The 23,399-nt window shown below is 43.3% G+C and carries 24 protein-coding genes; 22 read left to right on the top strand and 2 right to left on the bottom strand.

Features of this window, described 5'->3' with window-relative positions; all coding sequences use genetic code 11:
* Positions 1 to 10 precede the first annotated feature (10 nt).
* The 21 genes from K6C05_RS03270 (at position 11) to K6C05_RS03170 (ending at position 18,791) form a co-directional block, all read left to right on the top strand.
* Complete coding sequence (locus K6C05_RS03270; RefSeq protein WP_296731180.1) at positions 11 to 1,087, top strand: Xaa-Pro peptidase family protein; 1,077 nt, start codon at positions 11 to 13, stop codon at positions 1,085 to 1,087.
* 50 nt (positions 1,088 to 1,137) lie between these two features.
* Positions 1,138 to 1,695 (top strand): elongation factor P, encoded by a 558-nt coding sequence (gene efp / locus K6C05_RS03265; RefSeq protein ID WP_296731178.1) that lies wholly within the window; start codon positions 1,138 to 1,140, stop codon positions 1,693 to 1,695.
* A 233-nt stretch (positions 1,696 to 1,928) separates the two neighbouring features.
* Positions 1,929 to 2,324 (top strand): Asp23/Gls24 family envelope stress response protein, encoded by a 396-nt coding sequence (locus K6C05_RS03260; RefSeq protein WP_296731176.1) that lies wholly within the window; start codon positions 1,929 to 1,931, stop codon positions 2,322 to 2,324.
* An 11-nt stretch (positions 2,325 to 2,335) separates the two neighbouring features.
* Positions 2,336 to 2,908, top strand: a complete 573-nt coding sequence (gene amaP, locus K6C05_RS03255; protein ID WP_296731174.1) for an alkaline shock response membrane anchor protein AmaP — start codon at positions 2,336 to 2,338, stop codon at positions 2,906 to 2,908.
* A 14-nt stretch (positions 2,909 to 2,922) separates the two neighbouring features.
* Positions 2,923 to 3,183 carry a DUF2273 domain-containing protein gene (locus K6C05_RS03250; protein ID WP_296731172.1) on the top strand — a complete coding sequence of 87 codons (261 nt, stop codon included), beginning with the start codon at positions 2,923 to 2,925 and terminating at the stop codon, positions 3,181 to 3,183.
* Positions 3,184 to 3,276: 93 nt separating this feature from the next.
* Complete coding sequence (gene nusB, locus K6C05_RS03245; RefSeq protein ID WP_296731169.1) at positions 3,277 to 3,711, top strand: transcription antitermination factor NusB; 435 nt, start codon at positions 3,277 to 3,279, stop codon at positions 3,709 to 3,711.
* Positions 3,712 to 3,813: 102 nt separating this feature from the next.
* On the top strand, positions 3,814 to 5,022 hold the full coding sequence (gene xseA, locus K6C05_RS03240) for an exodeoxyribonuclease VII large subunit (protein ID WP_296731166.1): 1,209 nt from the start codon (positions 3,814 to 3,816) through the stop codon (positions 5,020 to 5,022).
* Between the two features lie 60 nt (positions 5,023 to 5,082).
* Positions 5,083 to 5,325 carry an exodeoxyribonuclease VII small subunit gene (xseB, locus tag K6C05_RS03235; protein ID WP_296731163.1) on the top strand — a complete coding sequence of 81 codons (243 nt, stop codon included), beginning with the start codon at positions 5,083 to 5,085 and terminating at the stop codon, positions 5,323 to 5,325.
* A gap of 3 nt (positions 5,326 to 5,328) precedes the next feature.
* On the top strand, positions 5,329 to 6,213 hold the full coding sequence (locus K6C05_RS03230) for a polyprenyl synthetase family protein (protein ID WP_296731160.1): 885 nt from the start codon (positions 5,329 to 5,331) through the stop codon (positions 6,211 to 6,213).
* Positions 6,214 to 6,230: 17 nt separating this feature from the next.
* Positions 6,231 to 8,117, top strand: a complete 1,887-nt coding sequence (dxs, locus tag K6C05_RS03225; protein WP_296731157.1) for a 1-deoxy-D-xylulose-5-phosphate synthase — start codon at positions 6,231 to 6,233, stop codon at positions 8,115 to 8,117.
* A 2-nt stretch (positions 8,118 to 8,119) separates the two neighbouring features.
* Positions 8,120 to 8,956, top strand: a complete 837-nt coding sequence (locus K6C05_RS03220; protein WP_296731156.1) for a TlyA family RNA methyltransferase — start codon at positions 8,120 to 8,122, stop codon at positions 8,954 to 8,956.
* A 62-nt stretch (positions 8,957 to 9,018) separates the two neighbouring features.
* Entirely contained in the window at positions 9,019 to 9,885 is an 867-nt protein-coding gene (locus tag K6C05_RS03215; protein WP_296731153.1) for an NAD(+)/NADH kinase, read from the top strand.
* On the top strand, positions 9,869 to 10,429 hold the full coding sequence (locus K6C05_RS03210; protein WP_296731150.1) for a class I SAM-dependent methyltransferase: 561 nt from the start codon (positions 9,869 to 9,871) through the stop codon (positions 10,427 to 10,429). The genes K6C05_RS03215 and K6C05_RS03210 overlap by 17 nt, the downstream gene beginning before the upstream one ends.
* 5 nt (positions 10,430 to 10,434) lie before the next feature.
* A complete protein-coding gene (gene argR, locus K6C05_RS03205; protein ID WP_296731147.1) occupies positions 10,435 to 10,896 on the top strand; it encodes an arginine repressor in 462 nt (153 codons plus the stop codon).
* Between the two features lie 32 nt (positions 10,897 to 10,928).
* Positions 10,929 to 12,638, top strand: a complete 1,710-nt coding sequence (gene recN / locus K6C05_RS03200; protein WP_296731144.1) for a DNA repair protein RecN — start codon at positions 10,929 to 10,931, stop codon at positions 12,636 to 12,638.
* Between the two features lie 30 nt (positions 12,639 to 12,668).
* Positions 12,669 to 13,214 (top strand): NUDIX hydrolase, encoded by a 546-nt coding sequence (locus tag K6C05_RS03195; protein WP_296731142.1) that lies wholly within the window; start codon positions 12,669 to 12,671, stop codon positions 13,212 to 13,214.
* A 15-nt stretch (positions 13,215 to 13,229) separates the two neighbouring features.
* The gene (locus K6C05_RS03190; RefSeq protein ID WP_296731140.1) at positions 13,230 to 13,856 is read left to right on the top strand and encodes a site-2 protease family protein; all 627 of its coding nucleotides are present in this window, start codon (positions 13,230 to 13,232) and stop codon (positions 13,854 to 13,856) included.
* A 52-nt stretch (positions 13,857 to 13,908) separates the two neighbouring features.
* The gene (gene trpS, locus K6C05_RS03185; RefSeq protein WP_296731137.1) at positions 13,909 to 15,003 is read left to right on the top strand and encodes a tryptophan--tRNA ligase; all 1,095 of its coding nucleotides are present in this window, start codon (positions 13,909 to 13,911) and stop codon (positions 15,001 to 15,003) included.
* 136 nt (positions 15,004 to 15,139) lie between these two features.
* Positions 15,140 to 15,862, top strand: coding sequence for a segregation/condensation protein A (locus K6C05_RS03180; RefSeq protein ID WP_296731136.1), 723 nt, complete (start codon positions 15,140 to 15,142; stop codon positions 15,860 to 15,862).
* The gene (scpB, locus tag K6C05_RS03175) at positions 15,862 to 16,431 is read left to right on the top strand and encodes an SMC-Scp complex subunit ScpB (RefSeq protein ID WP_296731133.1); all 570 of its coding nucleotides are present in this window, start codon (positions 15,862 to 15,864) and stop codon (positions 16,429 to 16,431) included. The genes K6C05_RS03180 and scpB overlap by 1 nt, the downstream gene beginning before the upstream one ends.
* Before the next feature lie 455 nt (positions 16,432 to 16,886).
* Positions 16,887 to 18,791, top strand: coding sequence for a methyl-accepting chemotaxis protein (locus tag K6C05_RS03170; RefSeq protein WP_296731131.1), 1,905 nt, complete (start codon positions 16,887 to 16,889; stop codon positions 18,789 to 18,791).
* 83 nt (positions 18,792 to 18,874) lie between these two features.
* Here K6C05_RS03170 and rsmH read toward each other — a convergent pair whose 3' ends face one another.
* Entirely contained in the window at positions 18,875 to 19,933 is a 1,059-nt protein-coding gene (gene rsmH / locus K6C05_RS03165) for a 16S rRNA (cytosine(1402)-N(4))-methyltransferase RsmH (protein ID WP_296731129.1), read from the bottom strand.
* Positions 19,934 to 20,027: 94 nt separating this feature from the next.
* On the opposite strand from rsmH, the gene K6C05_RS03160 reads away from it, so the two are divergent.
* Complete coding sequence (locus tag K6C05_RS03160; protein ID WP_296731127.1) at positions 20,028 to 21,047, top strand: alpha-hydroxy-acid oxidizing protein; 1,020 nt, start codon at positions 20,028 to 20,030, stop codon at positions 21,045 to 21,047.
* A gap of 108 nt (positions 21,048 to 21,155) precedes the next feature.
* Here K6C05_RS03160 and nadE read toward each other — a convergent pair whose 3' ends face one another.
* Positions 21,156 to 23,045 (bottom strand): NAD(+) synthase, encoded by a 1,890-nt coding sequence (gene nadE / locus K6C05_RS03155; RefSeq protein WP_296731125.1) that lies wholly within the window; start codon positions 23,043 to 23,045, stop codon positions 21,156 to 21,158.
* Positions 23,046 to 23,399: the final 354 nt, after the last annotated feature.

The raw sequence follows: 23,399 nt of genomic DNA, 5'->3' as shown, positions 1-23,399 counted from the left end.
TGTGTCGAGGATGATTGAAGAAAGAATAAACGCCCTGCGGGCTTATATCAGAGAACAGAATGTTGACGGAATGATTATCAGCAAGCTGGAAAATATCATTTATTTTAGTGGGTTTACCGGAGATGACAGCCTGCTGGTGATAACAATGGATGAGGCCATAATTGTTACTGATTTCCGTTACATTGAGCAGGCAGGGAGTGAAGCTCCTGATTTCAGTGTGGTCAGGCAGGAAAAAGGGCTGTTGGGCAAAACGGCTGAGCTGCTGAAAAAGCTGGGAATCAAGGTTGTGGGATTTGAAGGGGATTCATTGGTTTTTGACTGGTACAGCAAAATTAAGGAGGGGACCGGTGAGGAACTGGAATTTAAGTCCCTTCAATTAAATACGCTTAGACAGGTGAAGGACCGCGAGGAAATTGCCTGTCTGGAAAAAGCCGTTGAAATCAGTGATAAGGCCTTTGATGTCATATTGAAATATATTCGCCCCGGAATGAGTGAGAATGAAGTGGCTGTTAAGCTTGAAAGCACCATGCGGGAGCTGGGATCCATGAGACCGGCTTTTGCTACCATAGTGGCATCCGGAGTAAGGGGAAGTCTTCCTCACGGAACTCCCACGGAAAAGTTGATTAATCCTGGTGAATTTGTTACAATGGACTATGGTGCTGTGTATAAGGGGTATCATTCTGATATAACCCGTACCATATGTGTCGGAAAAGCCGATGAGAAGCAACGGGATGTATATGATGCCGTGCTTCAGGCCCAGCTGCTGGGAGTGTCACTGGTAAAGCCGGGGGCTTCCGGAAAAGCTGTAGATGGCAGTGTCAGAAAATACCTTAATGAACGGGGTTATGCAGAATTTTTTGGACACGGTCTGGGTCACGGCGTTGGTCTGGAAATCCATGAGGGTCCGACCCTTTCTCCCCGCAGCCAGTGTGAGGCGCTTGTGGAGAATATGCTGGTAACCGTCGAACCCGGTGTATATATACCGGATTGGGGCGGTGTGAGAATAGAGGATACAGTGCTGGTTACAGGCACAGGCAGAAAGGCATTGACTTCCTGTACCAAGGAGCTTATAGAGCTTCCTGTGTAATGCCTGTATATTAATTAAAAAGTATCAACTAAAAATTGGAGGGTTTTTTAATGATTTCAAGTACAGATTTTCGTACCGGTTTGACTATCGAAATTGACAATGGTGTATGGCAGGTTGTTGAGTTCCAGCATGTTAAGCCAGGTAAGGGTGCTGCTTTTGTCCGTACTAAGATTAAAAATATTGAAACTGGTGCTGTAGTAGAGCGTACCTTCAATCCTAACGAAAAGATGCCTCAGGCCCGTCTGGACACTGCCCGTATGGCATTTTTGTACGAGGCTGATGGTATGTATACCTTTATGGATAATGAAACCTATGAGCAGACAGAGCTTAACAAGGAACAGCTTGGTGATGCCCTTAATTATCTTCAGGAGAATATGGAGGTTGCAATTCAGTCCTTCAAGGGCCGTATTATTGGTGTTACCCTTCCTAATTCCGTAGAGCTTAAGGTAACCGAGTGTGAGCCAAGTGTTAAAGGCAATACCGCAACTGGTGCTACCAAGATGGCAACTCTCGAAACCGGCTATTCTGTTCGTGTACCTCTCTTCATTAACGAAGGTGATGTACTGCGTATCGATACCAGAACCGGTGCTTATATTGAGCGTGCTTAATCATATAAATGTATAATTTAAACCCACTGCATTGCGACAGTGGGTTTTTGTTTTGGGCACGATATGTGGGGATGTCAATGTTTATCTGTTGGATTTTCCCCATGTTGTCATGAGGGGATAAAATGTATAAAAAATATGCATATTATACATCATTTCTTGAATAACAATTAGGTGTTTGGTATAATTGTATGGAGATAATCTTATATACAAATATTGAATAGGGGGGAATTTTTATGGCAGAAGATTTGATTAAGATTGATGATGGTATGGGCTCTGTTCGTATTGCAGATGAGGTTGTAAGTATGATTGCCGGTATTGCTGCTACCGAAATTGAAGGCATAGCAGGTATGAGTGGCGATCTTGTTGGTGGTATTGCTGAGCTTTTGGGGAGAAAGAATCTGTCCAAGGGCGTTAAGGTAGAGGTCGGGGAAACCGAAGCCAGAGTAGATTTATACATTGTTATTAAATATGGTGAGAGAATTCCTGATGTGGCAATTGCCGTTCAGGAAAATGTTAAAAAACAGATTGAAGATCTGACCGGTCTTAATGTTGTGGAAGTTAATGTCCATGTACAGGGGATTGATTTTGGCGATGATGACAGGAAAGACGATGAACGAAAAATCCGCTAGGGGGCTGTATAATGGGGATAATCAATAGAGTCCTGCTGTTTTTTTATTCGCTGTTTTTTGGCATCTTTTGCCTGGGTGTTGTCCTGCTGGTATTTAATATAGTGCCTGAAAGGGTATTGCTCAATGAATATCAGTATGCTGTAGCTCAATGGCAGACAGGTGCTGTGGCAGGTGTTGTGTTCCTGATCAGCATTCACCTGTTTTTCTGTTCGTTTTCCGGAAAGGGCAATAAGGATACTTCCAGTGGAGATATAATTCTGGTCCATGGAAATGCCGGTGAGGTCAATGTTTCCCTTAATGCTGTCAAGATGATGATTGAACGGATTTCAACCGGTGTACGGGGAGTGCGTGATGTAAAGGTTAAATCCGTGTTACGGCATGATAAGGAAAAGGGCGATTACCTGATGCTGGACATTAAGATTAATGTGGGTCAGGAACGCAGTATCGCGGCTATATCAGATGATATCCGCACACAGGCCGGAAAATATCTTTCTGAAATTGCGTGTATCAATAATTATGAGGTGGCTGTTTCTGTGGCGGAAATCGTCAGTGGCGTTGTTGTCAAGAAAAAACGGCTTAAGTGATTGGTGGTGTCCTGATGGATAATGATAAGACATTGAAGAAGGCCCTGGCTGATGGCTTGCGCAGACAGTGCGAAAAAAGACCCGGAACCCTGTTGGGAATAATGTGTGGAGTCATAATTGCCGTAGGGATTCTTCTTGTTGGTTTTTGGAGTGTATTTTTTATAGCAGTGTGTGCCGCTGTAGGCTGTTTTATCGGGAAAAATATTGATAAGGGTGGAAGCCTCATTGATAATATCAGGGATTCCATTCCCAGCAACCTGCATCGTTGGCATTAATTTTATTTTTGAATGAAATGTCCCCTGCCTATTTTGGCAGGGAGACTGGTTTTTAGTGGAAAATTATTTTGTTGAGAAACGAGGAAATATATTATGAGTCGTAGACAGGCCCGTGAGGTAGCATTACAGACATTGTTCCAGCTGGATATGAATCCGGCAGAGAATGGAGCTGTTGTGGCAGATGCAAGACAGGCAGCCATGGATGTGGCAATGGCTACAATGGATGATGGTGAGAAACTGGGCCGAAAGGATATGGCTTTCCTCAGTGAACTGGTAAATGGTACTGAGGATAACCGTAAAGAGATAGATGAACTGATTTCAGGGGCTTCCAAGGATTGGAAGCTGCACCGTATGGCAGGGGTGGATAGAAATATAACCCGTATGGCTGTATATGAACTGAAATTTGCTGATGAAAAGCTGACTCCCAATATTGTAATCAACGAAGCTGTTGAGTTAGCCAAAAAATATGGCAGTGATGATTCCAGCCGTTTTGTGAATGGTATTTTAGGAGCAATAACGCGGTTATAACCCGGTGTAAGATTTCCCCTTACTCTTTAGGCGGGGAAATCAACCTAAAATTTTGGGTCGCATTAATGCGACCCGTTTCTTGCGTTTTTGACGGGTGATTAAATGTCTGCTGTTAAAAGTGTTACCGAGGTAACTAAATATATAGCCGGGATACTGAAAAATGATTCCCTGCTTCGAAATATAACTGTTCGGGGACAAATTTCCAATTTCAAGAGATATTCTTCAGGTCATTGCTATTTTGACCTGAAGGACAAGGATTCAATTCTGAAGTGTGTCATTTGGCGAAGTAATGCTGACAGAATGAAATTTCAGCCGGAAAATGACATGCAGGTGCTGGCAACCGGCAGCATAGAGGTTTATGAGCGTGATGGTAAATATCAGTTTTATGTAAACCGCATGCAGCCTGACGGTATCGGCGAGCTGGCAATTGCTTTTGAGCAGCTGAAGGAAAGGCTGGAGAAGGAAGGCCTTTTTGATCCTTTATTGAAAAAGGCGTTGCCCCGGTTTCCAAAGGTTATTGGAGTTGTTACTTCTCCCACGGGAGCAGTGCTGAGGGATATTCATAAGGTGTCAAAACGGCGCATGCCTTCCGTTCGCCTGGTACTGTATCCGGTACAGGTCCAGGGGGCTGGAGCTGCAGAACAGATTGCTGCGGGGATTGATTTCTTCAATAAACAATATCCTGTTGATGTTATGATTGTCGGCAGGGGCGGTGGCTCAATGGAGGATTTATGGTCCTTCAATGAAGAGGTCGTTGTACGGTCAATTTTTTCTTCGGAAATTCCTGTTATTTCAGCAGTAGGGCATGAAACTGATTTTACTTTGGCTGATTTTGCAGCTGACCAAAGAGCTGCTACACCTTCCCAGGCTGCAGAACTGGCTGTTGCCGACATTAACGATGTGGCAAATTTTATCAATTCCAGACAACAGCGAATCCTGCTGGCTGCAGCATCAGTAATTCGTGCACAGAGACAGAAGGTTGAGGCTTTGCTAAGGAGCTCAGTCCTGGCCCACCCAATAAAGATGCTGGAGCCGGGGAATACACGCCTGGAAGGGTTGAGGCAAAGGCTTGAGAAGGCTATTAGACAGGTCATCAAGGATAAAAAACAGCAGCTTGGTCATGATATTGAAAAATTAGAGCTTATCAATCCAATCGGTGTTTTAAAAAGGGGTTATGGAATAGTTCATGACTGTGACGGTGGGATTGTAAACAATATAGAAAATATAAATGCCGGTGATAATATTTCTGTAAAGCTGAAGGATGGCGAATTTGATGCCAAGGTTCAATCAGTGAGAAAAATCAAAACCTGAGGTCTTCAGGATAGTGTTTATGGTTGTTATTAAATTATGGTGTAAGGGAGGTATAATCCTGTGCCAAGAAAAAAAGAACTGTCCTTTGAGGAAAATTTGGCTGCCTTGGAGAAAATTGTTGAAAAACTGGAAAGTGGCCAGGCAACCTTGAGTGAGGTCCTGGAAAACTATACTTCAGGCATGGAGCTGTCAAAAAAATGCCTGGATGAGCTACAGGCAGTAGAAGATCAAATGGATACTATACTCCGTGAAAATAATGGTAAGGTATTGGAAGAACCTCTGGTGCTTGAGGGAGGAAATTGATAAGTGGATAAAACGCAATGGAATGAACGAATAAAATTGATTGAAAAAACTCTCGTATCAGAGCTTCAAATGGAAAATGCCCTGGATGACAGACTGTGTGAATCCATGCAATACAGCCTGATGGCAGGCGGTAAAAGGCTGAGACCTATTCTGGTAATGGCTGCTGCTGATGCAGTTGGTGCAGTGGGAACGGATTTCATACATATAGCCTGCGCCCTGGAAATGATACATACATACTCATTGATTCATGATGATTTGCCTGCTATGGACAATGATGATTATCGTCGTGGTAAGCTCACCAACCATAAGGTGTATGGTGATGGAATGGCTATTTTGGCTGGGGATGCCTTGTTGACCCAGGCTTTTGAGGTAATACTGCGACAGGAAAATGTGGATCAGGCTACCCTGCTTCGTGTTGTCCGTGAAATCGCTGTTGGTGCCGGTCCCAATGGAATGGTCGGCGGGCAGGCCATTGATTTGGAATCAGAAGGCAAACAGCAGGCCATGGACTTAAAAGATCTTCAGCGCATGCACGGGGCGAAAACCGGTGCGCTTTTCAAGGCTGCTATTCGGAGTGGTGCAATAGTGGCAGGAGCATCAGAAGAGGAATTGGCTGCCTTGACTAAATATGCTGACTGCTTTGGCCTGGCGTTTCAGATTACTGACGATATCCTGGATGTCATTGGTGATGAAAAGATTATTGGCAAGCCTGTGGGCAGTGACCAACGCAATGATAAATCTACCTATGTTAGCCTTACTTCCTTGGAAAGTGCACAGAAATTGGCTTCTGATACAGTAGCCGAAGCTATAGCTTCCCTGGAGATGTTTGGTGATAAGGCTGCTTTTTTAAGGGAGCTTGTAGAATATCTGTTGAATCGTAATAAATAATACAAAGGGGCTCCGTGATGCGTCATAATGTTTTGGATAAAATAAATAATGCTGCTGATGTGGCATATTTGAAAATAGACGAATTGAATAGGCTGGCCGGAGAAATACGGGATAAAATTATCGACACCTGTGCGGCTAATGGCGGTCATTTGGCACCAAGTCTTGGAACCGTTGATCTCACATTGGCCCTGTACAGTGTTTTTAATCCTGAGCATGACAAAATTGTGTGGGATGTTGGTCATCAGGCCTATACCCATAAAATTCTTACCGGTCGAAAAAATCGTTTTCACACGCTGCGTACCAAGGGCGGAATTACCGGCTTTCCTAAAATGTCGGAGTCCGGGTGTGATGCTTTTGGCGTAGGACATGCCAGCACGTCGATTTCTGCTGCAGTGGGCATGGCTATTGAGCGTGATATCTGCAAGAATGACTACAATGTCATCAGTGTTATAGGTGATGGCGCCTTTACCGGCGGTGAAGCCTTTGAAGGGTTGAACTATGCCGGAAATATTGGTAAAAACATTATTGTTATCTTAAATGATAATGAGATGTCCATAGATAAAAATGTTGGTGCCATGGCAGAATATTTGGCCCGAATCCGTATAGATCCGCAGTATAACAAGGTGAAAAAGGATTTGCAGGAGTTTTTGCAGGGAATTCCTTATATTGGTGAAACCGTATGGAAGGCCGGAGGTTCCCTGAAGGATGGTGTGTATGCTGCACTTACACCGGGGAGTCTCTTTGAGTTTTTAGGCTATACCTATGTAGGTCCGCTGGATGGTCATAATATTCAGTTTATGAAGGATGTTTTCCAGAAGGCAAAAGGACTTGAGGGCCCGGTTCTTATTCATGTCAGGACCACCAAGGGCAAGGGCTATGCCTTTGCTGAAAATGAGCCTGACAAATTTCACGGGGTAGGTAAATTCGATCGTCAGACAGGTACATTGATTAAAAAGAAGGATGCACCTCCTTCTTATACTGAGGTGTTCAGTAATGCTTTAATAGAGCTGGCTGGCAAAAATAATCGCATTACTGCCATTACAGCTGCAATGCCTTCAGGAACCGGACTGAAAAAGTTTTCCAGTGTATTTCCTGACCGCTTTTTTGATGTTGGTATTGCAGAAGAGCATGCCATGACCATGGCAGCTGCCATGGCTGCAACAGGTGGCAGACCTGTTCTGGCCCTTTATTCTACTTTTGCTCAAAGGGCGTATGATCAGCTGGTTCATGATGTTTGCCTGCAAAAGCTGCCGGTGGTTATATGTCTGGACAGAGGTGGACTGGTTGGCGCAGATGGGCCTACCCATCATGGTGCCTTTGATTATTCATATATGCGTCATATACCTAATTTGGTGGTTATGGCACCTAAGGACGAAAACGAGCTGCGCAATATGCTTTATACGGCAATTAATTACGATGGGCCTATTGCAGTTAGATACCCTCGTGGTTCAGCTACCGGAGTTCCTGTAAAGGATGGTTTCGAAAAGCTGGAAATCGGCAAGGGTGAAATAATCAGCCGGGAGGGTAAAGGTATAGTGCTTTTTGCTGTCGGCAGTATGGTGAAGCATTCTGTAAAGGCTGCTGAACTTCTGAAGGAAAAGGGGATATTGGCCACTGTGGTCAATATGCGTTTTGTAAAGCCTTTGGATACTGCATTGATTGATGAAATGGCCAAGGATGCAAAGCTGTTTGTAACCCTGGAGGAAAATGCCCTTGCCGGGGGATTTGGCTCGGCTGTGTTGGAATATCTTGCTGATTCCGGGAAGAATAATATTGATATGCTGCGCTTTGGCATCCCGGATAAGTTTATTGAACAGGGCTCTTGCCCTGAGCTATTGGAATTGTGTGGACTTTTGCCATATCAGATAGCAGAGGGAATTGAAAAGAAATACGGTGAAATTTAATCATGTCGGACAGTAATACTGAAAAAGTAAAAAAAGAGCGTTTGGATATATTGCTGGTTAACAGAAACCTTGTTCAAAGCCGGGCAAGGGCAAAGACCACTATTATGGCCGGGCTTGTTATTGTTGATGGAAATAAAATTGACAAGGCAGGTACAATGGTCAAGGAAAACGCAGATATAAGGGTGCTGGGGAATAAAATTCCATATGTAAGCCGTGGAGGACTGAAGCTGGAAAAGGCTATCAAGGAGTTTCAGGTGAAGCTGGAGGGAAAGGTAACAGCCGATATAGGTGCTTCCACTGGCGGCTTTACGGACTGTATGCTGCAAAATGGAGCTGTCAAGGTTTTTGCCATTGATGTTGGATATGGCCAATTGGACTGGAGCCTGCGTACAGATGACAGGGTCATCAATATGGAGCGTACCAATGTAAGGAATGTCACTCCGGAAGACATAGGTGAGCCAATTGATCTGGCTTCTATTGATGTTGCCTTTATATCCCTGGAAAAGGTTTTGCCTGCGGTAAAGGCCATGCTTTCGCCTGGGGGAGAGATTGTGGCACTGATAAAACCACAATTTGAAGCCGGAAGGGAGAAGGTTGGCAAAAAGGGTGTTGTCAGGGATCCAAAGGTACATCTTGAGGTAATTGACAAGGTGGTTGCCCTGGCCAGGGAAATGAATTTTGTTACAAGGGAACTGACCTTTTCACCTGTAAAGGGCCCGGAAGGTAACATTGAATATCTTATATGGCTTACAAAGGATGTATCAGCTGCTGATAATGTAACTGATGAAATAATAAAGCAAACTGTAGAAATTGCCCACAATACCCTTGATAAATCATAAGAGGTCAAAGCTGTTTAATTCCTCTGTAGTCTGGGGTTAGCCGAGTCATAACGAGGTGTTATATGAAGACTATTGCTGTTTATCCCAATATCAATAAAGCTGAATCAGCTGATGTGATGAAAAGAATACATCAGTATTTTTCTGATAAGGATGTTCGGATTGTAATGACCAGGGATACAGCTGACATGTATGGCTGTTCCGAATATGGCGTGGATAATATCAATGGAGAGCCTGTAGATTTGGGCCTTAGCATAGGTGGTGACGGAACTCTTCTGGGCGTTTGCCGCAAGCTTTACAATAACCTTATTCCGGCCTGTGGCATCAATATTGGCCGGGTGGGATTTCTGGCAGATATCGAGCTTTCAGAGCTGGAACCACGGCTGGATAATCTCCTTAATGGCGAATATCAGATAGTTGAACGTACCGTTATTTCCGGATCGGTAGCCAGCAAGGGAAACAGGCGGTTCCTTGGACATGCCATTAATGATGTTGTAATCGGCAAGGGCGGTCTTTCCAGAATGCTTTATCTTGGATTAAGAATAAATGATAACTACATCAATGACTATAAGGCTGACGGTATTATCGTATCAACTGCTACTGGTTCCACTGCATATTCACTTTCAGCAGGTGGACCAATTGTTAATCCCGGGGTACAGGCGTTGCTTATAACACCAATATGTCCCCATACCCTGGATGCCAGACCGATGATAATTCCCGATGATGATGAGGTGCAGATTTATATTGCAGCCCTTCATCAGGACATTCAGATTACCTTTGATGGGCAGGAAAGCTATCAGGTATTGCCTGGGGATGTGGTTCATATACGAAAGGGTAAAAATCCAGCCAGAATTATTAAATTTGGCGATAAGAATTACTATCATACATTAAAGAACAAGTTATGGGGGAATAACAATGCAAACTTCTTCTAATATGCTGACCATTGCACAGGGGGCTTGGCTGCATGCCTTGAAAACTGCCAGGGTTATTGTTGATGCAACCTCCGGTGCAGGAAAGGATACCCTGTTTTTAGCACAAAACAAACAGGACGACGCGCACATCTATGCTTTTGATGTTCAGCCCACAGCCATGCTGCAGACCAAAAATACCACCAGGGAATTCAGCGGTGATATTACATATATTCTTGACAGTCATGAGAATATCGGACAGACCGTGGAGTCGAAGCTTGATTTAGTTGTATTTAATCTTGGTTATCTTCCAGGGGGGGATCATTCCATTACAACAGTACCTGAGGTAACTGTTAAGGCTGTTGAGTCAGTATTAAAGAATCTTGCCGTTAACGGACTTCTTTCCATAATGGTTTATCCGGGACATCCTTCCGGCAAGGAAGAGGGTGTTCACCTCATGATCTTGTTGGAGGAGCTGCCTAAGGAGGATTACTCCGTGGTGAAATGCCAATTAACAAATCATGATGAAACAGCCCCATATCTTTATTTGGTTGAAAAAGTGAGGTAATACATATGAAAGCCCATAGACAATCAAAAATCCGGCAGATTATTGAAAATCAAGTCATAGAAACCCAGGAGGATCTGGCTGCGGCTCTTAGAGCAAGGGATATTGAGGTTACGCAGGCTACTGTTTCCCGTGATATCAAGGATATGCAGTTGGTGAAGATTCCATATGGCAGTGGAAAGTATCGGTATGCATATCCTATTGATTCTCAGACACTGCATTCAGAGGACAGGATGCAGCGTTTATTCAAGGATATGGTCAAGAAGATAGATTATACTGAAAATATTGTAGTCATTAAAACAATGCCGGGGGCAGCAAATTCTGTATGTATTGCCCTTGACAATGCCCGCTGGCCTGAAATAATCGGAACAGTTGCCGGTGATGATACCATTATAGTAGTTATCAAGCATTCCGGCATGTCTGAAGAAATTGCCCTTAAGCTGGAAGCATTGAGTATGGGTATCAAATGATTTGTTTGCTTGGTGCTTAGGAGATATCAACAATGCTCAATACGCTTACAATATGGAATTTTGCTCTTCTGGAGCAGGTTCAGATAGATTTCGATAAGGGATTAAATATTCTTACAGGTGAAACAGGCGCCGGTAAATCAATTTTGATTGATGCCCTGGGAGCCATACTTGGCAACAGACTTTCCACGGAGCTTATCCGTGAGGGAGCAGACTGGCTTCGGGTAGAGGCAATTTTTTCACTTGATGGTCAGCAGAACATAATTGATTATCTGCAGGAAAATGCCATTGATGCTTCTGAAGGTGAACTGATTATAACAAGGCAGATCACCAATAATGGTCGTGGTACAATACTTATTAATGGCTGTCATACTACTGCAGCGGTTTTGAAAAAACTGGGAACAATGCTGGTGGATATTCATGGTCAAAATGAAAATCTGGGTTTGCTTCAGACCAATAACCAGTTTCGACTGGTGGATGGTTCTGATGACAGGATTTCAATTGCCATGAAGGAATACCGGGAGTCCTTTGAGGCACTTCGAGGTCTGCAGGAACAGCTTGCAGCAAAAAAACAGAATTCAGTGGATAATGCCCAAAAGCTTGATATGCTTAAATGGCAAATTCAGGAGATAGAAGCTGCTCAGCTTCAGATTGGTGAAGATGAGGAGCTGGAGCGTGATATCAACAAGCTTTCCAATGCAGAAAGGATTTCCAATCAGATTGGCAGTGCCTGTGAATACCTTTACGGAGGTGGAAACAGTGGTTTGGGAGTTATTGCCGGATTGGAGGAGGTCCTGGAGAATCTTCGGGCTATGTCCCGCTTTGATGAATCCCTGGATAAGGTTTCTGACATAATAAATGAGGCTTATATCCAGATTAAGGAATCCGCTTATGAAGTAAGGGATTATGGTGATGAGCTGGAATTCAATCCACAGCTTTTGGATAAGCTGCAAAGCCGGATGGATACGATAGATAAGCTGCGGAAAAAATATGGGTCTGATATTGGCGAGATTCTGGAATTTGCCCGGAAATCCCAGCAGCAGATTTTTGATATTGAAAATTATGATGAGGATATAGCTTCTCTTGAAAAATCCATAGAGGAATTATCCGATAAAACCCATAGGCTGGCCGAACGGCTTACTTCACTGCGACAGCAGGCCGGTGAAAGGCTGGCTGCAGCCATTGAGGAGCATCTTCACGCCTTGGGAATGCCTAATGCCAGATTGGAAATAGCGGTTACAGATTCCGGTGAGTTATCTTCCCAGGGAGGAGATGATCTTGCTATATTGTTTTCTGCCAATCCAGGTCAGACAACCAAGCCTATTCAAAAGGTTGCTTCCGGTGGAGAGCTTTCAAGAATCGTATTGGCCATTAAGACTGTTACCGCCTTTAGGGATGATTCTCCGGCGAGCATGGTTTTTGATGAAATTGATACCGGAATAGGCGGTAAAACTGCCCAGATGGTAGCTGAAAGAATTGCCATGATAGCTGCCGGAAAGCAGGTGCTATGTATTACTCATCTGCCTCAGATAGCCTGTATGGCAGATGTTCATCTCTATATACGAAAACAGGTATCCCAGGGGCAGACATATACCAGTGTTTCGGCACTCAGTCAGGGTGAACGGGTAAATGAAATAGCCCGTATGGCTTCAGGTGTTGATATATCTGCAGCATCACTGGATAATGCCAGGGAGATGCTGGTGAATGCTGATGTTAAAAAGAAAAATTATACTGTGATGGCCTAAGGTTGTCATGTATTTACCGGGAGGCTTCCAATGTACGAAGATCTTATAGAAACAAAAATTGATAGTGAAAAAATATATGATGGTAATTTACTCCATATCCGTAAGGACAAGGTCCGGCTGCCAAATGGCTCCAATGCTTATCGGGAATGGGTCAAGCATCCCGGGGCGGCTGCAGTATTGCCTTTTACTGATGACGGTAAGGTTATTCTGGTGAGACAGTATCGGTATCCTATCGGTGAGGTTACCCTGGAAATACCGGCTGGTAAGCTGGATGCAGCAGGGGAGGATCCCTTGATGTGTGCCAAAAGGGAGCTTAGTGAGGAGACCGGTTATACAGCCGAAGAATACACATTCCTTTCCAAACTGGCTACCTCTGTGGGATTTTCAGATGAAGTTATATATATTTATGCGGCCAGGGGGCTAAAGGCCGGCAGACAGCATACTGATGATGATGAGTTCATCAATGTTGTTAGGATAACCCTTCAGGAGGCTGTGGAAATGGTACTGGATGGTAGGATAAATGATGGTAAATCGGTCACTGCAATTTTAATGATGGACCGAATAATTAACAAATAATTATTGGAGGAGTTTATGTTTGATTTTAATCTGATGACTTTGGTAGCTGGGTTGCCTGGTTTACTGCTTGCACTTGTTTTGCACGAATATGCCCATGCCCGTGTTGCTGTTGCCATGGGAGATTTTACACCAAGACTTACAGGCCGACTGACCTTAAACCCTATAGCACATATAGATATTATTGGTCTTTTGATGCTTCTTGTTGCCCATTTTGGCTGGGCAAAGCCTGTAATGGTAAATCCAAGAAATTTCAAGGATATGCGTAAAGGTAATATCCTTGTAGCCCTTGCGGGGCCAATGGCCAATTTTGTCACTGCCTTTCTGGCATTATTTGTGATGATGCTTATGCTGAAATTTAATTACAGTATGTCCATTGGTGTTAAAACGGTATTGTCAATGATTGTTCTTTATAATATCAACTTTGGTATTTTCAATCTGATTCCGCTGCCGCCACTGGACGGTTCAAAGATTCTCCTGGAATTTCTGCCGGGAAAATATGCTTATAAACTTCTGGGTTTGGAACGATACAGCTTTATTATTCTAATAGTTATGATGATGACACCTATTCTTGGTGGGATTTTGATTCCACTGTCACGGTTGATTTTGGCCATATTTGAAGGAATATTGTCAGTTATGCTGTGAGTTATATTGTATCTTGTTATGGAAATAGTTGGATTTTGGAGGGATTATATAAATGGAAAAGATTATTTTAACAGGTGACAGACCTACAGGTAGACTGCATATAGGTCATTATGTTGGATCCCTGAAGCGCCGGGTAGAGCTGCAGAATTCCGGTGAATTTGACAAAATATACATCATGATTGCAGATGTTCAGGCATTGACGGATAATTTTGAAAATCCTGAGAAGGTGCGCCAGAATATTCTGGAGGTAGCGCTGGACTATTTATCCGTTGGACTTGATCCTGCCAAGTCAACCTTGTTTATTCAGTCACAGGTTCCCCAGCTTACTGAGCTGACCACCTATTACATGAACCTGGTATCAGTGTCCCGTGTTGAAAGAAATCCTACCGTAAAGGCCGAAATTCAGCAGAAAAATTTTGAAAAGAGTATTCCGGTGGGCTTTTTCACCTATCCTATAAGTCAGGCATCTGATATTACTGCCTTCAAGGCTACACTGGTGCCTGTAGGTGAAGACCAGCTGCCAATGCTGGAACAGACCAAGGAAATAGTTCGTCGTTTCAACATGATTTATGGTGGTGAAGCCTTGGTAGAGCCGGAAATCATGCTTCCGGAAAATGAGACCTGCCGTCGTCTTCCAGGTACTGATGGCAAGGCTAAGATGTCCAAGTCCATCGGAAACTGTATATATCTTTCCGATGATGCTGAGACCGTGCGTCAGAAGGTTATGAACATGTATACGGATCCTACTCATATTAAGGTAAACGATCCTGGTCATCTTGAGGGGAATGCCGTATTTACATATCTTGATGCCTTCAGCAAGCCGGAGCACTTCGCAAAATATCTTCCTGAATACGAAAATCTCGATGCCCTCAAGGAGCACTATACCCGTGGTGGTTTGGGCGATGTTAAAATCAAGAAGTTCCTTAATAGCATCCTTCAGGAGGAGCTTGAACCGATTCGTGCCCGCCGTAAGGAATACGAAAAGGATATAGCCGGAGTTTATGAAATCCTCAAGGCCGGCAGTGCCGAGGCAAGACGGGTAGCAGAAAATACCCTGCAGGATGTGAAGAACGCCATGAAAATAAATTATTTCTCTGATGAGGAGCTCATCAGGACACAGGCTGAAAAGTATAACGAGGCAAAATAGTCCACATCCTCTTTAGATGGGGAAAGAAATAAATAATAGGCGGTGAGCATATTTCCCGCCTCGTTGAAACGCCGATTGGAAGTTTTTTCTTTTCCAAAAGAAAAAATGGAACAACTGCGTTATAAAGGGTAATCCTATGGAACAGTATTCAGTAAGACTTGAAAGTTTTGAAGGCCCAATGGAGCTTTTAATGCATCTTATTGAAAAGAATAAAATTGATATATATGATATACCTATTGCAGAGCTGACAGAGCAGTATATTGAATATTTGGACCAGTTCAGGGAATTTAATCTGGACATAGCCAGCGAATTTCTGGTAATGGCTGCTACATTGCTGCAGATTAAATCCCGAATGATGCTTCCAAAGCCGGTAAAGGTCTCAGAGGATCAGGATGTTGAGGATCCACGACAGGAGCTTATTCAAAGAATACTTGAGTACAGAAGGTACAAGGAAGTCAGCAATGTGCTGGAGGACATGCAGGCAAAACAGGAAAGATATTTTACCAGGCAGCCTATGGAGCTTCCGGTGCATCATTTGCCACCAGATAATTTATCCATGAAGGATTTGCTGCATGCCTTTAACAATGTTCTTGCAATGCACAGGGAGCTGAAGATTCCTGATGCGCTTGTGGAGCCTGAGGAGTATACGGTATCAGAAAAAATGGAGCTTATTCTTTCTTTGTTGAACAGTAATGGAGGCAAGGTCAAATTTGAGGAGGCTTTCAGCTGTGGTAACCGTTCTGAGCTAATTACCACCTTTTTGGCCGTGCTGGAGCTTATTAAGCTGAAAACCATCAAGGTATGGCAGCAGGATAGGTTTTCCGATATTTATATATCTATAAGAGTTGGTGAAAATTAATGTTTATGGGTGATATGACAGGTGCATTGGAGGCTGTGCTTTTTGCCAGCGGTGATCCGGTATCTGGTCAGCAGTTGATGGAAATATTTTCCATTGATGCCGAGAGCCTGAATGAAATGATTGATGAGCTGGCCCGTTCTCTCGATGAGCGGAAAAGTGGACTGATGGTGCAGCAGGTGGCAGGAGGCTGGCAGCTGGTTACCAGACAGGAGCTTTTTTCCTATGTGGAAAAACTGACTCAGACCAAGGATAAGAAGATTTCGGCTGCCGCCATGGAAACATTATCCATAATTGCCTTTAAGCAGCCTATTACCAAACAGGAGATTGAACACATCCGGGGGGTGCACATTGAAAAGGTGCTGTCCAAGCTCATCGAGCTTGAACTGGTCCGTGAACTTGGACGCAAGGATGTATTGGGGCGACCAATTTTATATGGTACTACCGATAACTTCCTGAAATGCTTTGGACTGAATGAGCTTACGGATTTGCCGGATCTTCCGGATATAGAAATGGCTTCGGATGAAATAGAACAGCTAGTCTTGATTGATGAAAATACTCCATCTATATGAATGGTGATAAATACCCTTCTTTTGAATTTACAGGATTCAGAAAGAAGGGTTTTTTAGTAGAAAATATAACTCGGTGTAAGATGTCCCCTTCCTCTATAGGTGGGGGGAGACAAGCTTTAACAGGTGGTGAGCATATCTCCCACCTCGTGCGACGCAAAGCTAGTGCCCTTGGGTAAAACGCTAATTGGAAGATTTTTCTTTTTAAAAGAATAATTTGAACAATGGCGTTATAACGAGCTTAAGATGTCCCTCTCCTCTTTAGGTGGGGGGAATCAACCTATAACAGCTGGTGAGTATATCTCCCAGCTCGTGCGACGCAAAGCTGGTGCCCTTGGGTAAAACGCGAATTGGAACAATAGCGTTATATGTAGTTTCACCATAATGATATAAAATAAAAATGCAATAGAGGATTTCAGTTTTGTGCAGCGAAAAGTATGGGTAATGGAGGTGCAGGTATGATTAAATTTCAATCAATCCGGATAAAGTTGCTGACGATTATCATTTGTTGTACTTTGTTATCTGTAGCTATCGTTGGAGCCATTGCCATATACAATTCCCTAAATGTAACAGCCCAAAGTGCTGAAAGGGAACTGATGGCTACCAGTGAAAGCAATGCCAAGGATATCAATGAAACCATGGCCTGTGTAGAGACAGGAGTCAATTCTCTTTCTGGTGCTGTATTAGGTGAACTGTCCAATCTGGAAAGATTGAAGACTGATAGACGCTATGTGATAGGAAAAGAGGCACAGGCCGGATTTATGGCCCGAAACTGTGCTGACAGCGTAGAAGGGACTATGTCCTACTATGTTAAATTCAATCCTGATATCTCTGCTCCTACAGCAGGGGTACTTGGTGTCCGGGACAAAACCAGCGGACCGTTCAAAGAAATTACACCCACAGATATTACCCTGTATCCGAAAACGGATATCGCCCATGTGGGCTGGTATTATATACCTGTGAATAATCATCGTCCTACCTGGATGAACCCGTATTATAATGCCAATCTTGATGTGTATATGATTTCCTATGTGGTACCGCTGTTTGCCAGTGATGGGACAGAAATAGGTATTGCCGGTATGGATATTGACTTTGGTATTATTCAGGAGAAGATATCAGGAGCAAGGCTTTTTGAAACTGGATTTGCTGTACTCACTGACAGCAATAATAATATTATTGCCAGCAAGGATAATGAGCATCCTGTATCCTTAAAGGAAATAGCTGTTGATCTTGACAGCTTCGTGGGAAGCGGGAACAGTAATTCTGTCCATCGGTTTACCTACAGGGGTGAAAGCTATGTGGCCGGATATCAGGTACTGAAAAATGGTATGAAGTATATTATGCTGGTACCGGAGTCTGAATTGAATTCAAAATCCAGAAACCTGCTTATAATGATATGTCTTGGCATAATCATATCATTGCTGTTATCAGGAGCATATGCCTGGTGGTTCAGCCATCGTATGACCAGGCCTTTGCTGGAAATGGAGTACAAGGCCAATGAGATGGCTAATGGGGATTTGACTGTCAAAATGAATATGCCCCTCAATGATGAGGTGGGGAGAGTAGCTGCTGCCTTTGATGATATGGGCAGACATTTGGATGAATTAGTCCGTCAGATAGCTACAGTTTCCGAGCAGGTAGCTGCCGGCTCCAAAAATATTTCCGACTCAGGAAATCAGCTGGCAGATGGTGCTGCTGCCCAGGCTGCTTCTGTGGAGGAGCTTTCGGCATCTATTGCTGAAATTAACAGCCAGATTGCCATGACGGCAACAAATGCATCTGATGCCAACATACTTACCGGTAACGCCAGAAATATGGCTGAAGCAGGTAATATTAAAATGGATGATATGTTGGTGGCTATAGATGATGTAGGGGAGTCCTCAAAAAATATTTCAAAAATAATCAAGGTCATTGATGAAATTGCCTTCCAAACCAATATACTGGCTTTAAATGCTGCTGTGGAGGCAGCCCGTGCCGGACAGTACGGAAAGGGTTTTGCTGTAGTGGCAGAAGAGGTAAGAAATCTGGCCAGTCGTTGTGCCAAAGCGGCTCAGGAGACTACAGACATAATTGAAGGTTCCATGCAAAAGGTCGATGCAGGCACCAAACTTGCACGGGACACGGCAGATGCCCTGCACGGGATTAAGGAGGAAGTGGATAAGGTAGCCATTTTGGTTCATGATATAGCCCAGGCCTCAGAAAAACAAAGTGCTGCCATAAAGATGCTTAATCAGGGGATAATGCAGGTATCAAATGTGGTGCAGAACAATTCGTCCACAGCTCAGGAAAGTGCCGCTGCCAGTGAGGAATTAAGTGCTCAGGCTGAAATCCTGAAAAATACAATAAATAGATTCAGGTATTAAATTGAAGAATAATATTGCAGGTCGTGGTTATATATTAATAATGGCTGCTTCCCTCAGGGGAAGCAGCCATTGTTTTGCTTAAATCATTTTACGGCCCATCTTAGCTTGGTTGAATGAGCACGACTGTTATTATAGCATTCTTCTTTGCCGGGCCGGATTATTTCAGTGGATATTTCGGTATAGTCGCCGGCACGCTGGAGTGCCTGGAAGGATTTCTTTACTATGCGGTCCTCACCGGAATGGAAGGTCAAAATAGCTACCCGGGCACCCTTATTTAATACATTTGGCAGTTTTTCCATAAATTCATACAGGACTTCATATTCACGGTTTACATCAATTCTCAGTGCTTGGAATACCCTGGCACAGGATTTCTTTATTTCCTGCTGCCAGTCCCTGTCATCGGCAGGCTTTACCCTGTTCATGGCCGCAACTATTTCCTGATAAAGTGCTGTAGTAGTTGCTATCGTTTTTCCCTTATTAATTGAATTATATATTTGCCTGGCAATGGCTTTGGCATATGGCTCGTCTGAGTTTTCCACAAGCATGCCTTCCAGTTCATCCCTTGAAAGCTCTTTTAATCGCTCAGCAGCTGAAATCCCGGATTTTGAATCAAGCCTCAGGTCCAGGGGACCGTCTGTCTTGTAACTGAATCCCCGTTCCGGATTGTCAATCTGCATGGAGGAAACTCCCAAATCAGCAAGCACAAAATCAAACTTTCCAACCTCAGCAGCTAATTTATCTATGTCGCAAAAATTCATTAAGCGGGGAGACCAGATTGTTTCGTCAAAGCCTGCTTTTCTGAGCCTTTCTGTGGTTTTCGTCAGCTCAATACTGTCAACATCACCACTGTAAAGGTGACCTTGTCCCTTCAGGCAACCCAGCATGGCCTGAGTATGCCCACCATAGCCTAATGTTCCGTCAAAGCCCTGTTCACCAGGATTGATGTCCAAAATGTCCAAAATTTCCCTTACCATAATGGGGATATGAGTACCGGCTGGGGTATTGCCCTTAGCAATTACATGTTCAGCTATATCTACGTATTTTTCAGGATTAAGCTCCTTATATTTTTCATTGTAGTTTCTGGGATATTTTCCACTGTAATGTATCCGTCTTTTATGGGGAATTTGCTGGTTGTTTTCCATTTCATTTTGCTCCAAATACTTTATTTTCTTTTTTATCATACTTTTTTTTATTATAATATAAATATGATGTTGTGTGTAGATAAGGAGGTACATTATGAATTATGCTGAGTTGATTTCCCAGGCAAAAAAAGTTATTGGCGATAAATGTCATGCCTGCCCGGTGTGTAATGGGCGTGCCTGCAGAAATACCATGCCAGGACCTGGTTCGAAGGGAGTGGGTGACACTGCCGTTCGCAACTATGATAAATGGCAGGAAATACGGGTTAATATGGATACATTGTGTGAAAACAAACCGGTAGATACATCTTTTGAATTATTTGGGAAGACCTTTAAGGCCCCCATATTTGCCGGACCAGTGGGTGCTGTAACACTTCATTACAGTGATAAATACAATGATATCAGTTATAATGATGTGCTGGTTTCTTCCTGTGCAAAAAACGGTATTGCAGCCTTTACCGGCGATGGTGTCGATGCAGGGGTCATGATAGCTGCCACAAAGGCTATTGGTGCCAATAACGGCATGGGAGTTCCAACAGTTAAGCCATGGAATATTGATACCATAAGGGAAAAAATGTCTCTGGTCAAGGAATCAAATTCCTTTGCTGTTGCAATGGATGTAGATGCTGCCGGACTTCCTTTCCTTAAGGGAATGATGCCTCCTGCTGGTTCAAAGAGTGTGGCTGAATTGAAGGAAATTATCAAGGAATCGGGTAAACCGTTTATTGTAAAGGGCATAATGACAGTTAAGGGGGCATTGAAGGCCCAGGAAGCAGGAGCCTCAGCCATCGTTGTATCCAACCATGGTGGCCGTGTCCTGGACCAGTGTCCTGCAACAGCTGAGGTTCTGCCGGGAATTGCCGATGCCCTGAAGGGCACTGGAGTAAAGATATTTGTTGATGGCGGAATTCGTTCAGGGACAGATGTGTTTAAAGCCCTGGCTTTAGGTGCAGATGCTGTACTTATCTGTCGTCCGTTTGTTACTGCAGTATATGGTGCCGGCGAAGAAGGGGTAGAGGTTTATATCAGGAAAATTGTTGGCGAGCTGGAGGATGCAATGCAGATGTGCGGTGCTCATTGCTTGTCAGATATTGATGCTTCCATGATTTGGCGCTGAGTAATGAAAAGGGACTGTATTTACATTTTGCCTCTCCGATAGTTTAGCTAAAGGCTTACAATCAGAAGGCTGATTAAATACAGTCCCTTTTGTGTTGTGTTTTTTTAGTTATTTACCCAATAATTCTTTCTTCAGGCGATAATATTCACGGGTATAATAAATACCATTCTGTGATTCCCGATGATCAAACCCAAATGCGCGTCTGCTTACTGCCATAATAGGTGGAGCCTGTATGCGCTTGGCAATGGCCATACCATTGAATTGCCGCCACCAGTACTCCAGGTCTTCAATGAATTCCTCGGTGGTGGAGAAGTATTTTTTTATAAGGCCTTTTTCACAGCCTATTTTGTCTTCTAGCATGCCGTCCTTGTACCAGCGGAGAATATCTGCTGGAGTGGCTTTTTCCCATCGTTCGATAAAACTTCTGAAAAGATAATCGTGATAAGGGTATTTTAATGGGTCCCCCTTGCCTTCATCCACATTCTGTGCTGTGGATAATTCGGCACTAGGTACAATATCAATGGTTTCCTGTGGAATTACCTCCCGGCCATATATTTCATCATTTAAATATCCGGCAAGTGCATATACCTGGAATTTCCAAAGATCTGCCAGGGCACATAAAAATCCTGATTGATCACCATAGAGAGTGGAATAGCCTACAGAAGTCTCTGCCTTGTTGGCATTACAGGTAAAACCACCGCCGAATGCAGCGGCTGCACCAGCCAGAATGCGGGCACTGCGGTCACGGGCCTGGATGTTTTCGGCCACAAAAGAGGAAACCTTCAACTTAAAATCCGTATTATTCTGTAGGGCATGTATTGGGGTATTCTCCAGCTGACTTATTGTGTGTTCCACAGACTCCTGAATAGGTAATACTACATAGTTACAGCCCAGATTTTCAGCCAATTTTTCGGCAAGCCCCCTGGTGGTGGCAGAATTGTATTTGCTTGGCATATTGACAAGCAGTACATTGTCCGGGCCTGCTATATGCGAATAAAGGGCAGCTGCAACGGCAGAATCAATGCCTCCTGATATACCAATGACTACCTTTTTCATGCCAATGTCTGCCAAAAATGCTTTGATTCCGTAGGCAAGGGAATCAAAGATATTTCCAATTTCTTTTTTGGGATTAGGTTTGTATTCAGGCAGCTGAGAGATTGTTTCAAAATCGATATAGTGAAGGTTTTCAGTGTACTTATCGATACAATCAACCGGATATCCTTTTGTACTGTATACCGTGCTGGCACCATCAAAGGTATATACTGTTTTTCCGTTATTCTGAATACCGATATTGTTTACATAAAATAGTGGAGCACCTGTGGCTTTGGCAGTATTGCCAAATATTTTATGTCTTTTGGTATTTTTGCCAATGGTATATGGTGAAGAAGAAATATTTACGAGAAAATCTATGCCTTTTTCGGCCAAAACATCTACCGGTGAGAAGTGGTAATTATCACTCCAGCCATCCTCACACAGGAACCCGCCGATGGAGTAGGTTTTTCCATTTATATCAACATGGACAGGGGAAATAAGATCGCGAACATCCCTGTTTTTTTCCTCTGCAAGCTTTTTAAGGCTGAAAAAATGACGGGTATCATCAAATTCCCGGTAGTTTGGCATCAGGGTTTTTATTACGAAAGGATAAGGCATGGTATCAGGTTTGAGCAGTTTACCATTTGAGGCAGTAAACAGGGCATTGAATTTTCGTGGTCGTCCATCATTGTTGATATTGTTCCAGTCCACTGCCACATTACCAAAAATAATTACGATTCCCTGGGATGCTGCAATGATATCCTTTCCACATTCCTCACAGTCCCTTATAAAAGCTCTTTGTTCCCAGGTATCGCCCAACAGATAACCGGGAATTGACATTTCCGGAAAAATGATGATATCAGCGCCATTTTCCTTTGCCTCTTTTATAAAAGAGAGCATTTTCCTTGTATTTTCATCTGGATGTCCCGGAATGACGCGGATTTGAGCCATGGCAATTTTTAGCATCTGCAACACCTCTCTAGTTTTTTGATAATTTTAGCTTATCATAAGAGTATAGGAGGGGCAAGCAATCTTTGAGCAGTGGTTGGGATATATTTTGGTGAGATGCAAAATTATTTTCTATTGTAAAAAAATCAACTACAATTAACACAACTTTACAACATTATTGAAGTTATATTTTTTTAGATAGTGAAATCTTTATTTTTTTAAGCCAAAAGGTGTGTATTTGTCAATGATGTGAGACCTGGGATAATAGTAGTCCATTAGAATAATTTAACAACATTGTTCTAATTCTTTACGCTTTTGGATAGGAGATAACCAATTTAGTACCTGCATAGGAATATGGTTAGATCTACATCG

It is taken from the genome of Anaerovibrio sp., assembly GCF_024697385.1.
In the GTDB taxonomy this organism is placed as follows: Bacteria; Bacillota; Negativicutes; order Selenomonadales; family Selenomonadaceae; genus Anaerovibrio.
Note: the sequence above shows the minus strand (reverse complement) of the source record. Positions and strands in the feature narration are given on the sequence as shown.